Origin of the sequence: Burkholderia sp. NRF60-BP8 (assembly GCF_001522585.2) — a bacterium.
Lineage (GTDB): Bacteria > Pseudomonadota > Gammaproteobacteria > Burkholderiales > Burkholderiaceae > Burkholderia.
Window position 1 is genome coordinate 2,236,616 of record NZ_CP013372.1, and the last position, 11,772, is coordinate 2,248,387.

8 protein-coding genes and 2 pseudogenes are annotated in these 11,772 nt (G+C 59.6%); 7 read left to right on the top strand and 3 right to left on the bottom strand.

What is annotated here, in order from left to right; genetic code table 11:
• Window positions 1–11: 11 nt before the first annotated feature.
• From WS54_RS10350 to WS54_RS10360, 3 genes are all read left to right on the top strand, one after another.
• Window positions 12–1,061 carry a fimbrial protein gene (locus WS54_RS10350; protein ID WP_082720338.1) on the top strand — a complete coding sequence of 350 codons (1,050 nt, stop codon included), beginning with the start codon at window positions 12–14 and terminating at the stop codon, window positions 1,059–1,061.
• Window positions 1,062–1,117: 56 nt separating this feature from the next.
• A complete protein-coding gene (locus WS54_RS10355) occupies window positions 1,118–1,669 on the top strand; it encodes a fimbrial protein (protein WP_059780825.1) in 552 nt (183 codons plus the stop codon).
• A 106-nt stretch (window positions 1,670–1,775) separates the two neighbouring features.
• Window positions 1,776–2,042 carry a hypothetical protein gene (locus WS54_RS10360; protein WP_159086665.1) on the top strand — a complete coding sequence of 89 codons (267 nt, stop codon included), beginning with the start codon at window positions 1,776–1,778 and terminating at the stop codon, window positions 2,040–2,042.
• Window positions 2,043–2,345: 303 nt separating this feature from the next.
• Here WS54_RS10360 and WS54_RS10365 read toward each other — a convergent pair whose 3' ends face one another.
• The 3 genes from WS54_RS10365 to WS54_RS10375 all read right to left on the bottom strand — a co-directional run bounded on the left by WS54_RS10365 (window position 2,346) and on the right by WS54_RS10375 (window position 5,302).
• Window positions 2,346–3,119: an SDR family oxidoreductase gene (locus WS54_RS10365; protein ID WP_059780833.1), complete on the bottom strand. Its 774-nt coding sequence runs from the start codon at window positions 3,117–3,119 to the stop codon at window positions 2,346–2,348.
• Window positions 3,120–3,242: 123 nt separating this feature from the next.
• Window positions 3,243–4,634, bottom strand: coding sequence for a heavy metal sensor histidine kinase (locus WS54_RS10370; RefSeq protein ID WP_059780823.1), 1,392 nt, complete (start codon window positions 4,632–4,634; stop codon window positions 3,243–3,245).
• Window positions 4,631–5,302, bottom strand: coding sequence for a heavy metal response regulator transcription factor (locus tag WS54_RS10375; RefSeq protein ID WP_059780822.1), 672 nt, complete (start codon window positions 5,300–5,302; stop codon window positions 4,631–4,633). Before WS54_RS10375 ends, WS54_RS10370 begins: the two co-directional genes overlap by 4 nt.
• A gap of 240 nt (window positions 5,303–5,542) precedes the next feature.
• Here WS54_RS10375 and WS54_RS34440 point away from each other — a divergent pair, with 240 nt between their 5' ends.
• The 4 genes and pseudogenes from WS54_RS34440 to WS54_RS34520 all read left to right on the top strand — a co-directional run.
• Window positions 5,543–6,043, top strand: coding sequence for a multicopper oxidase domain-containing protein (locus WS54_RS34440; RefSeq protein ID WP_082725064.1), 501 nt, complete (start codon window positions 5,543–5,545; stop codon window positions 6,041–6,043).
• Between the two features lie 223 nt (window positions 6,044–6,266).
• Complete coding sequence (locus WS54_RS10385) at window positions 6,267–6,560, top strand: H-NS histone family protein (RefSeq protein ID WP_034204239.1); 294 nt, start codon at window positions 6,267–6,269, stop codon at window positions 6,558–6,560.
• 196 nt (window positions 6,561–6,756) lie between these two features.
• Window positions 6,757–6,849, top strand: a pseudogene (locus tag WS54_RS34515) (ESPR domain-containing protein); the annotation flags it as partial.
• 414 nt (window positions 6,850–7,263) lie between these two features.
• Window positions 7,264–11,373: pseudogene (locus tag WS54_RS34520) on the top strand (YadA family autotransporter adhesin); the annotation flags it as partial.
• Window positions 11,374–11,772 lie beyond the last annotated feature (399 nt).

Genomic DNA, 11,772 nt, shown 5'->3' on the forward strand with positions numbered 1-11,772 from the left:
CGAGGTAAGCAATGAAGCGTTTGATCAATTATTTTTGTTTGATACCTCTGGTAGCGGTACTGTGGTCGCCATCCATCGCAAACGCAGCATTCTGCTGGGGTCTGCCCGGATTCAGTACGAATGTAATAAATTTCCCGGGGAAGACGATCAACCCGGATCGTAACGCCACTGTCGGCACCGTTCTCGACACGATCACGGTCTTTCTTCCGACGAGATGGTCGAACGTCGTTCAATGCAGTGCACCTCAAGTACCGATGACCGTCAACCACAGCGGAAATCTCACGAGCCTTGGCAACTATATTTATCAGACAAATGCCCCCGGAATCGGCATCAGAATCAAAACAGTCGTCGACGGCCCGGCATGGGCAAATGGAAATTCCCGTGGGCAAACGTATTACGAGGATTTGGATAAAGGCGCCACGCTAACGTCTGATCCGTGGAATTTTCTTGGACCATTTACATGGATCGCCTACGGTGGAACATTCACGCTGGAAATTATCAAAACGGGCGAAATTCAGCCTGGAACAGTTTTCAGTGCTCAAATTGGAGAGGTTGCTGCCGGCGGGGTCGTATTCAGGCGATTCAATCTTTCCGGCAACATCGTCGTTCAATATGCGTCGTGCAAAGTCATGTCATCGTCGATTCGAGTACCGTTGGGCAGCGTGCCGCAGCGGAAATTCAAAGGCCCCGGCACGACGAGCGATCCGGTGAATTTCTCGATTCCCATCGATTGCACCGGCGTCACGCGCAATGTCTACATGACGTTTACCGACAACGCGAATCCCGCCAACACCGGCAACACCCTGCCGCTCACCCGCGATTCGACCGCGCGCGGCATCGGAATCCAGATCCTGCCCGACAGCGCAACCGGGATCTCCTCCCCGATCGCATTCGGCCCGGAATCCGGCGCGATCAATCAGCAACTCGTCGCAAGTCTTGGGCGCCAATCGGATATCGGACGGGTCGACGTCAAATTGCGCGCACGCTACGTTCAGACCGAAGCTAGGGTCGTTCCGGGGACCGCGAACGGAATCTTGACTTATACGTTGTCCTATCAATGATCATGAACATCCGTCGCTGCCGCAGAGTCATTCGATTTCATATGGGGAGAATATCGATGCGTCGCTTGCTGTTCGTCGTGCCGTTCGCGGTCGCCATCCCCACCGCTTTCCACTTGCTGCCCGCAGCGCGCGCGGAAGATGGACTGGTGAACTTTCAAGGGCAGGTTGAAGGAGCGACTTGCAAGATCAATGGCGCGGAAGCCGAAAATTCCTCCTTCGACGTCAAGGTGGGGACGCTCCCGGTTGCATCATTTCGCTATGTCGGCGATCCGCCCACCATGACGCGCCCGTACAAGATCACGTTGAGCGATTGCACGCCGCCGTCCGGACGCGTATCGGTCTATTTCGAACCGGGTCCGACCGTCGATCAGAACACGGGTCAGCTCATCAACATGGGAACGGCGAAGAATGTCCAGCTGTCGATCATGAACAGCGATTTCTCGAAGATCAATCTTGCAGGCGCCCGCGGTGCGCAAAACTCGCAGTCGTTCAACATCGTGGACGGCTCCGCTACCCTCGTATACTTTGCCGGATATGTTGCTACGTCGCTTCCGGTAGTTGCGGGGACCTTCAATACCTCGGTGACATATATCCTGAATTTTGAGTGATTCCCTTCCCGCGCTGCCGGAGCGGCGATCGTCAGGTTCGTCCCAGGAAGAGCAGAGGCGGACGCAGCCGTCTCGTCAGATCCGGATAACCGCGCCCGCCCGCAACATGAGCGTCGTGCCGCCTCGTACCGCCTCTGCGGAAATCGTCTCGATCTGGCGGGTCGTGACGCCCACCATCGCCTATACGATCGAGGCACGCTCGGATCGGACCTGGCTACCGTACTCGATCGACTCGTACCGGCGTCATCATTCGTGGACGATGTGTCCGCTCACGCCGCAGCCGGCCACGGACGACGTGAAAACGGCGATCCTGGCATGGGCCAATACGCTCGACGAAGCATATAAGCTGTACTGCATATGGCGCGCGAATTGACGTTTGTCGAATACGGCGTTGTTCCGATGTAGCCCGTCCATCGAGCCAGCAACGCCCCACCAGCCAACCTTCCTTCTCGCGAGCCGCCAGCAGCGGAGTGTTCGCTCAATGCGCGGCGCCTCATTTCGATTCGATGTATCGTGATTGCTCTGTTATGCGAAACATCTGACGTGCTGCGATTCCGGTAAAGCGCATCCCGCAGCGGCAATGCCGATCCAGCCGTGGCTTGGCAATTCCGCTTTGACCACGCCACGGTCGCCGCCAGCTGTGGGAAATGGATATGAATCGCCTTTCCGACGTGCGCTACTTCGTCGTATAACCACCGTTGATCAGAATCGTCTGACCGGTAATCCACCAGCCGTCGGTCACGAGATGACGGATGAACGGCACGACATCCTCGATGTCGGTGAGGCCCGTCCTGCTGAACGGCGACAGCGCGGCGGCAGTCTTGTGATAGGCGACCGCGTCGGCCCCTTCGGCCGGATAGAAGAATGGTGTGTCCATCGGGCCCGGCCCGACCGCCGTCACGGAGATGCCGCGCGCGCCGAACTCCTTCGCCGCCGCACGCGTGAAGTGCTCGACTGGCGCCTTGGTTCCCGCGTAGGCCGCGTAGAACGGCGTGAACGCGCCGAGCAGAGAAGTGACCAGCGTGACGATCTTGCCATTGTCGTTGACGTGTCTGCCCGCCTCGCGCAGGAAAAAGAACGCGGACTTCGAGTTCACTGCGGCCATTTCGTCATACTCGGCCTCGCTGATCTCCGTGAACGGCTTTTTCAACACCTTGCCGACCGTATTGATCGCGACGTCCGGACGCCCGAACGTCGCGATCGTGTCCAGAAACAGCGCTTCCATCGCACCCGCGCTCGTCAGATTCGCGTGGAAAGCGGCTGCTTCGCACCCTGCCGCCTCGATAGCCGCGACCGTCGCGTCGGCTTCCGCCTTCGAACTCGCGCTGTTGTAGTGAATCGCTATCGCCTTCGCGCCATGGCTCGCCAGGTCTCGCGCGATCAGACCGCCGAGATTCTTTGCGCCGCCTGCGATCAGGACGACCTTGCCCTTGATGTCGTGATTGCCCACCGCTCCTCCGATATGAATGACCTTTCCGACCATCGAACCGAGCATCGACATTAGTGCAAAAATCGCCTCCGCGTGGCGGTGCCAACCAAATTTAACAGTCGCGAACACGCGAACTTAATAGCTTCAATTCGGCGTCGGGAATGTGAGCGTGAAGACGGTCTCTCCGTCGGCGCTGACGACACCGACCGTGCCACGATGCAGTTCCATGATCGATTTGACGATGGCCAGACCGAGACCGGAATTCTTCGACGAGCCGTAGCGCGACGGATCGGCTCGATAGAAGCGCTCGAACAGGCGGGCCGCATGTTCGGCCGGTATATCCTCTCCCTCGTTTCGGACACCGATCGACGTCGATCCTCCCTGCCGGGCAATGGCGATACGAACGATCGTACCGGGCCGCGCGTGCTCGACCGCATTCGACAGCAAGTTCGCGACCGCACGCTGGAACAACATTTCATCCGCGACGACGGTACCGGCGCCATCGAAAGCGATCCGGATATTCCGGTCGCTCGCGATCTCGTTGTAGTACATGACGATCTTCGCGAGCGCCTCGCCGACATCGAAGCGTTCGAGCGTGACATGCTGCGTCGCATGATCGGAGCGCGCGAGAAACAGCATGTTGTCGAGCATTCTCTTGAGCCGTTTGCACTCCTCCAGATTGGATTCGATCAGCGTTTCGTATTCGGCACGTTCCCGTTCGCGTGACAAAATCACTTGCGATGCGCCGATGATGTTCGCGAGCGGCGTGCGCATGTCATGCGCGACATCCGACGAGAAACGCGACAATTGATCGAATGCAAGCTGCAGGCGATCCAGCATTCGGTTGATCGATCGGGTAATTTCGGCGAGCTCCTCCGGGGCATGGTCCATGCTCAGCCGTTCGTCGAGTCGGCTCGCCTCGATGCGCGTCGCGTGCCGGCCGATTTCGCGGACCGGATGCAGCCCGCTGCGCATGATCGCATAACCGAGCGCGGCGATCGACAGCGCACCGACTGCGGCCGCAACCACGACATGGATCAAATAGGCATGCATGAGTGAGGTCCGGTCGCCCGCGCTTCGCACGATCGCGACCGTCACGGTATTGCCGTCCGCCAGCAGCACCGGGCCATGCATGCATTCGGCCGGACCGATGCCGGGCGGCGCACACGCGTACGCCCGGTTGGGTTCATGCTCGCTGGCGATGCGCGCGTCCAGCGCGACGCCCGCCGCCTCCGAATGCTGGATGACCGACTCGCCGTTGACGCCGAACACGGCGACGAACAAGCCCGAATGCGCCTGCAACGCTTCGTGAAACAACGGCCCAGCCTGCCGGACGCCATCGAGCGTCCGGGACTCGTGCAAGATTTGTCCGATCTGCTTCAGTTTGTCGGAAATCTCGCCGTCGTCGCGTTGTCGGAGCTGCGTGGACAGCGCCTGGTACAGAAACGTGCCGATCAGGAATAGCACGACGACGCCAGCCAGCGCGAACGCCATGGTCAGCCGACCGAGCAGCGAATAGGACTGCGAGCGCGTCATGAGGAGCGATCTTCCAGCACGTAGCCCATGCCACGCACCGTGTGCAGCAGCTTCGGGTCCTGATCGTCGATCTTCAGACGCAGCCGGCGGATCGCGACGTCGACGACGTTCGTGTCGCTGTCGAAATTCATGTCCCATACCTGCGACGTGATGAACGCGCGCGTCAGGATCTCGCCCGCGCGTTCGACCAGCAACTGCAACAGCGCAAATTCCTGTGCGGTCAATTCGATGCGTGCGCCGCCACGCGTTACACGTCGCTTGATGATGTCGACCTCGAGATTCGAGATCTTCAACACGGTGCGATTGTCCCGGCGCGTCCGGCGCAATAGCGAACGAATGCGCGCGAGCAGTTCGGCGTAGTCGAAAGGCTTCGGCAGGTAATCGTCCGCGCCGAGCTCGAGCCCCTCCACCTTGTCGGTGATCGTGTCGCGCGCGGTGAGCAGCAGCACTGGCGTGTGTTTCTGTTTCCGCAATCGGCGCAACACTTCGAAACCGTCGACGACGGGCAACATCACGTCGAGGATCACCAGATCGAAATCCTCGCTCAATGCCATGAACAGTCCGTCCTCGCCGTTGCTCGCCGTGGCGACGCCGTAGCTCGCCTCCGTCAGGCCCTTGTGCAAGTACGACCGCATTTTTTCTTCGTCTTCGACAATCAGGATGCGCATGGTCTCGAGGCGGGCCCGGGTGGGGTTGACCGATATTTATGCGGCGCGGGCGCTGCACATCGAAAAGATAGCGCCAAAGACGGCAATTTTCCAGACAACGAACATGAACGGATTGTCATCTGGCAGCAATTTAGCTGATGTCGCTTCGTCGCTAATCTCGTCCCAAGCTCGACGGGCGGCGTTCTCGGGAAATCAGCCGTCGGTGATCGCGCGCCAGGACAACCGGACTTCATTCAGGTCATGCATCCAGATTTCGGCAGACGCACCTCGTCACCCGCATTGGCGCCGTCTGCCTCGCAGGCGGGTTCGGCCTGTGGCGGCCAGACGTATGGGCGCTCGCGCACGGCGACGACTGTGAACGGCACGCTGCCGGGACCGCTCGTGCGTGGGCGCGAAGGCGGCACCGTCGCGCTGCGCGTCGCCAGCCGGACGAACGAACCGGCGTCGATCCACTGGCACGGCTTACGCGGCAACGGTCGGCCCGTGCTGACGCACGCGGATTTACGGGGTGCATTTCCGGACCCCGTTGGCCGTGCGCCGACGCGCACGATCGAATTGCGCCTCATTGGCCATATGGAGAAATTCGTGTGGTCTTTCGACGGTTTGAAGTTGGCCGACGTGCAGCCGCGGCGCCTGCGTTTCGGAGAGCGCGTGTGGATTGTGCTCGTCGGCATGCGCCTCGCTCGTCCTGCTCGCCGTCGCCGCGCTGGGCGTGCGGAATCCTCGCCAAAGTCAATTTAATACATTAATAAAACGGAGAATGGTCAACAATGTAAATATCAAAAACATAAGCCAAAAAAACACACCAGACCGTCGCTATACTTTCAACGTGCAGCACAACCCAGAAGCGACAGGTTAATAGCCCAGACAAGATATATCACGAACATCGAATACAAAGTTGCCAAGCCCGCCCCATCGGAAGCGCAACGATGCTCGTTACGTTAAGTTGCCGAGTGAGGTCAAAATGACTGAATTCTCCAATTTCTTGAACAGAAAGGCCTCGCTCGAGGCGCAGATCAACGAAGAGCGATTTCTCTGTCGTAAAAAAGTATTGTCGGAAATCCTGATCGCTATTGAAGAGTTCAAGTTCGTCCCGGAAGAGGTGTTCCCGCGCAGCGAAAAACGCAAGGTTCGACCGCGCTATTTCGATCCCAAGTCTGGTGCAATCTGGAGCGGCAGAGGAAAAGAGCCACACTGGATTCGCGGCAAGGATCGCCGGATGTTCGAACTGGAAAGCGATTCGCTACAAATGAAGTGAAGAAGGCTTGCCAATCTCCATATTAATAAAAATACGTGAAGGCACCGCCAGAAGCGCCTTCATAGCGCAGAGACAGCCAATACAAACCATAGCGAGATGAACAATCAACTTCGGCATACGCCGAAGTTGATTGCTTTTTGCATCGACGAGATTTATTTGTCGATTTCTTACAATCAATATTCAACGCATCGTTAACATGAACAAGATATACAAGATCATATGGTCCCACGTCTCATCCGGATGGGTGGTCGTGTCGGAAGGGGCAAAACAGCGAGGCAAGACCGCTTCGACCAAGGAAGCACCGCAGCTGAGCAGGGAATTTCATCACGCGGTTCGGGCCGGCAGACTGGGCATCGTCCCACTACTGCTTCTTTCCGCATTCTCCCCGAGCGTATTTGCCCAGCAAATTCCGACGGTGATTTCAGGATTAATTCAAACCAACAGCTTCAACAGCAATTCGTACATAGCGGCTTACCAGCTCATCGCCAACAGCGATAACCAAACCCAGGGCCTTCCCGAGGGCGTTTTGTTAAGTGGATTCGGAACCGGAACGACGATCCGAAACTACTTTTATGGGTATACCGACTTAAACGGACTCACCCATACAATTATCGGCGACAGTACCGGGGATACCGGCAACAATTCGCTTTTCCAGGTAAATGCGGGGCGTATTCAGATCGGGAATGGGGCGAGCGCTGGCCCGAGTTCATCTATCGCGATCGGCGCCAATGCCACGGCGTCGGTTAGCTCTGGCATAGCGCTCGGCACCAATGCCTCGGCATCGGCTAATTCCGGCGATGTTGCCCTTGGGTCGGGATCGGTTACAGGCGCGACAAATCCGACCGCTAGCGTAACAATTGGATCCACGACCTATGGCGGTTTCGCTGGCACCAATCCGACGAGCGTCGTCAGTGTCGGTAAGGGCGGATCCGAGCGCCAGATTACTAATGTCGCCGCGGGGAGAATCACAGCGACAAGTACAGACGCAATCAACGGCAGTCAACTTTACTCGCTTGCCAGCACTACAACTAGTTCAATTACTTCGCTGTCCTCCGGTCTGAGCTCCGCCAATAGTAACGTCTCGTCGTTGTCGACGGGCCTGAGCTCGACCAGCAGCAATGTTTCGTCGCTGTCGACCGGACTTAGTTCCATCAACAGCAACGTCTCGTCGTTGTCGAGCGGTCTGAGCTCGACCAACAGCAATGTCTCGTCGCTATCGACTGGCCTGAGCTCCACCAACAGCAACGTCTCGTCGTTGTCGACCGGCCTGAGCTCGACCAACAGCAATGTTTCGTCACTGTCGACTGGCCTGAGCTCCACCAACAGCAACGTCTCATCGCTGTCGACCGGTCTGAGCTCGACCAACAGAAACGTCTCGTCGCTGTCGACCGGTCTGAGCTCGACTAACAGCAACGTCTCGTCGTTGTCGACCGGTTTGAGCTCCACTAACAGCAATGTCTCGTCGTTGTCGTCGGGGCTAAGCTCCACCAACAGCAATGTTTCGTCGCTGTCGACCGGCCTGAGTTCCACCAACAGCAACGTCTCGTCGCTGTCGACAAGCCTGATCTCCACCAACAGCAATGTTTCGTCGCTGTCGACCGGCCTGAGCTCGACTAACAGCAACGTCTCGTCATTGTCGACGGGTCTGAGCTCCACCAACAGCAACGTCTCGTCATTGTCGACGGGTCTGAGCTCCACCAACAGCAACGTCTCATCGCTGTCGACCGGTCTGAGCTCGACCAACAGCAATGTTTCGTCACTGTCGACCGGTTTGAGCTCGACCAACAGCAATGTTTCGTCGCTATCGACCGGTCTGAGCTCGACCAACAGTAATGTTTCGTCACTGTCGACCGGTCTGAGCTCCACTAACAGCAACGTTTCGTCGCTGTCCTCCGGTCTGAGCTCGACCAACAGCAACGTCTCGTCGCTGTCGACGGGCCTGAGCTCGACCAACAGCAATGTTTCATCGCTGTCGACCGGACTGAGCTCCACCAACAGCAACGTCTCGTCGCTGTCGACCGGTCTGAGTTCCACCAACAGCAACGTCTCGTCGTTGTCGACCGGTCTGAGCTCTACCAACAGTAATGTTTCGTCACTGTCGACCGGCCTGAGCTCGACCAACAGCAATGTCTCGTCGCTATCCTCCGGACTGAGCTCTACCAACAGCAACGTCTCGTCGCTGTCGACCGGTCTGAGTTCCACCAACAGCAACGTCTCGTCGTTGTCGACCGGCCTGAGCTCCACCAACAGCAATGTCTCGTCGCTGTCGACCGGACTGAGTTCCACCAACAGCAACGTCTCGTCGTTGTCGACCGGACTGAGCTCGACCAACAGCAATGTTTCGTCGCTGTCCACCGGTTTGAGCTCGACGAACAGCAATGTTTCATCGTTGTCGACCGGACTGAGCTCGACCAACAGCAATGTTTCGTCGCTGTCCTCCGGACTGAGCTCCACGAACAGCAACGTCTCGTCGCTGTCGACGGGCCTGAGCTCGACCAACAGCAATGTCTCGTCGCTGTCGACCGGACTGAGTTCCACCAACAGCAATGTTTCGTCGCTGTCCTCCGGCCTGAGCTCGACCAACAGCAACGTCTCGTCGTTGTCGACCGGTCTGAGCTCGACCAACAGCAATGTTTCGTCGTTGTCGACCGGTCTGAGCTCGACCAACAGCAATGTTTCGTCGCTGTCCACCGGCCTGAGCTCAACCAACAGCAACGTCTCGTCGCTGTCGACCGGCCTGAGTTCCACCAACAGCAACGTCTCGTCGTTGTCGACCGGACTGAGTTCCACCGACAGCAACGTCTCGTCGTTGTCGACCGGACTGAGCTCGACCAACAGCAATGTTTCGTCGCTGTCCACCGGTTTGAGCTCGACGAACAGCAATGTTTCATCGCTGTCGACTGGCCTGAGCTCCACCAACAGCAACGTCTCATCGCTGTCGACCGGTCTGAGCTCGACCAACAGCAACGTCTCGTCGCTGTCCTCCGGTCTGAGCTCAACCAACAGCAACGTCTCGTCGTTGTCGACCGGTCTGAGCTCCACCAACAGCAACGTCTCGTCGCTGTCCACCAGCCTGAGCTCGACCAACAGCAATGTCTCGTCGCTGTCCACCGGCCTGAGCTCCACCAACAGCTTGCTGACATCGATGTCGACGTCGACGTCGGCCGCGATCGATGCCGCGAAGACGCACTACTACAGCGTCAACGACAACGGCACGCAGCAGGGCAACTACGACAACAAGGGCGCAACGGCACCCAACGCACTCGCCGCAGGTGTCGGCGCCTCCGCAACGGGCATCAGCAGCGTCGCCGTCGGCGACAGCGCCAACGCTTCTGCGGACGGCGCGGTCGCCATCGGCCAGAATGCGTCGGCAACGAGCGGCAAGGCAGTCTCGGTCGGCTCCGGCAACACGGCGAGCGGCGACGGCGCGGTAGCGATGGGTGCGAACGACACGGCGACCGGCAACGGCGCAGTGGCGCTCGGCAACGCGAACACCGCAACCGGCACGAGCGCACTCGCCCTCGGCACGTCGAACCAGGCCACCGCAGACAACACGATTGCGCTGGGCAACCAGTCCACGGCCAGCGCGGCCAACGCGCTCGCCCTCGGCTCGAACGCCACCGCGAACGTCGCCAACTCGATCGCGCTCGGCGCGGGCTCGGTCACGGGCAACGCGGTCGGCGTGTCGACCGTCACGGTCGGCGGCATCACGTATCCGGTCTACGGAACCAAACCGGTCGGAGTGCTGAGTATCGGTTCACCGGGTCATGAGCGCCAGATCACGAACCTCGCTGCCGGTCAGGTCAATGCCACCAGCACGGACGCGATCAACGGCAGCCAGCTCAACGCGACGAACCTGGCAGTCGACGCGCTGTCCGCCGGCTTGAGCTCGACCAACAGCAACGTGGCGTCGCTGTCCACGTCGACCTCGACCGCGATCAGTTCGCTGTCGACCGGGCTCAGTTCGACGAGCAGCAGCATTACGTCGTTGTCGACAGGCCTGAGTTCGACAACCAGCAACGTCGCATCGCTGTCGACCGGCCTTTCGACGACCAACGCCAGCCTGTCGTCCCTTTCGACCGCGGTCGCGCCGCTGATCTCGATCAAAACGCAGACGACGGACGGCAGCACCGCAATCGGTTCAGGATCGTCGGCATCCGCGAATTCGACGGCGGTCGGCCATAGTGCGACCGCGTCGGGCGCGAATTCGACCGCAGTGGGCAAAGACGCAATGGCGTCGGGACAGAACTCGACCGCCGTGGGCCAAGGGGCAATCGCTTCGGGGAAAAACTCGAAGGCCGACGGCCAAGCCGCAGCCGCAACGGGCGACAATTCGACGGCACTGGGGCAAGGATCGACGGCTTCGGGAGCCAATACGACCGCGGTAGGCCAGGGCAGCATGGCAAGCGCCCCGAACTCCGTTGCGATCGGCACGGGCTCGGTGGCCTCCGCGCCGAACACCGTGTCTTTCGGATCCCCGGGCAATGAACGTCGGCTGACGAACGTGGCGCCTGGCATCGACGGCACGGACGCCGCGAACATGAATCAACTGTGGGGCGTCCAATCCACCGTCAACGAGGTGGCCCGTCGTGCGTACTCAGGCGTCGCCGCGGCAACCGCGTTGACGATGATTCCGGAAGTCGACCCGGGAAAAACGATCGCGGTCGGGATCGGCGGCGGCAGCTACCAAGGGTACTCGGCGTCGGCAATCGGCGTGTCCGTCCGCTTCAGCGACAACCTGAAGGCAAAGCTCGGTGTCGGGATCAGCAGCAATGGCAGTACTTACGGTGGAGGCGTCTCCTATCAGTGGTAAGCGGTAGGTACACAGCGCCCCGGGCGTCGCAGTTGCGACTGCCGCTCGGGGCGTCATTGCATGACGGAGGCGGAAACGGACCGGCGCACAGTATGCCGCCGTCACGCCGATCGCGATCCCTTGCGTCGCGTCTCCCGCTCGCGTGAGCGTGGCTTGCACCGACCGACGCCTTGCAGACATCCCTTGTCGCGGCATCCGCACTCGTCTTCCGCAGCCTGTAACCGGCCGCCAGACGAGCCGCTCGTGCGCGCCGACTCGCACACGACGCTCCCGGTGTTACGCGTGTCATTCGGTCGACATCGCGTCGATACACCGCGTGACGATCAGCCCGCCCCCCTCGTTCCGAGCGGCATTCGTTCTCCGGAACGGCCCCGATTTGTTCCTCGTTCCGCCCGCGCC

Bases quoted from the DNA above. Each gene is read 5' to 3' on its own strand.
- WS54_RS10350 (WP_082720338.1), top strand. From the start codon at position 12: ATGAAGCGTTTGATCAATTATTTTTGTTTGATACCTCTGGTAGCGGTA.
- WS54_RS10360 (WP_159086665.1), top strand. From the start codon at position 1,776: ATGAGCGTCGTGCCGCCTCGTACCGCCTCTGCGGAAATCGTCTCGATC.
- WS54_RS10370 (WP_059780823.1), bottom strand. From the start codon at position 4,634: ATGACGCGCTCGCAGTCCTATTCGCTGCTCGGTCGGCTGACCATGGCG.
- WS54_RS34440 (WP_082725064.1), top strand. From the start codon at position 5,543: ATGCATCCAGATTTCGGCAGACGCACCTCGTCACCCGCATTGGCGCCG.
- WS54_RS10355 (WP_059780825.1), top strand. From the start codon at position 1,118: ATGCGTCGCTTGCTGTTCGTCGTGCCGTTCGCGGTCGCCATCCCCACC.
- WS54_RS10375 (WP_059780822.1), bottom strand. From the start codon at position 5,302: ATGCGCATCCTGATTGTCGAAGACGAAGAAAAAATGCGGTCGTACTTG.
- WS54_RS10385 (WP_034204239.1), top strand. From the start codon at position 6,267: ATGACTGAATTCTCCAATTTCTTGAACAGAAAGGCCTCGCTCGAGGCG.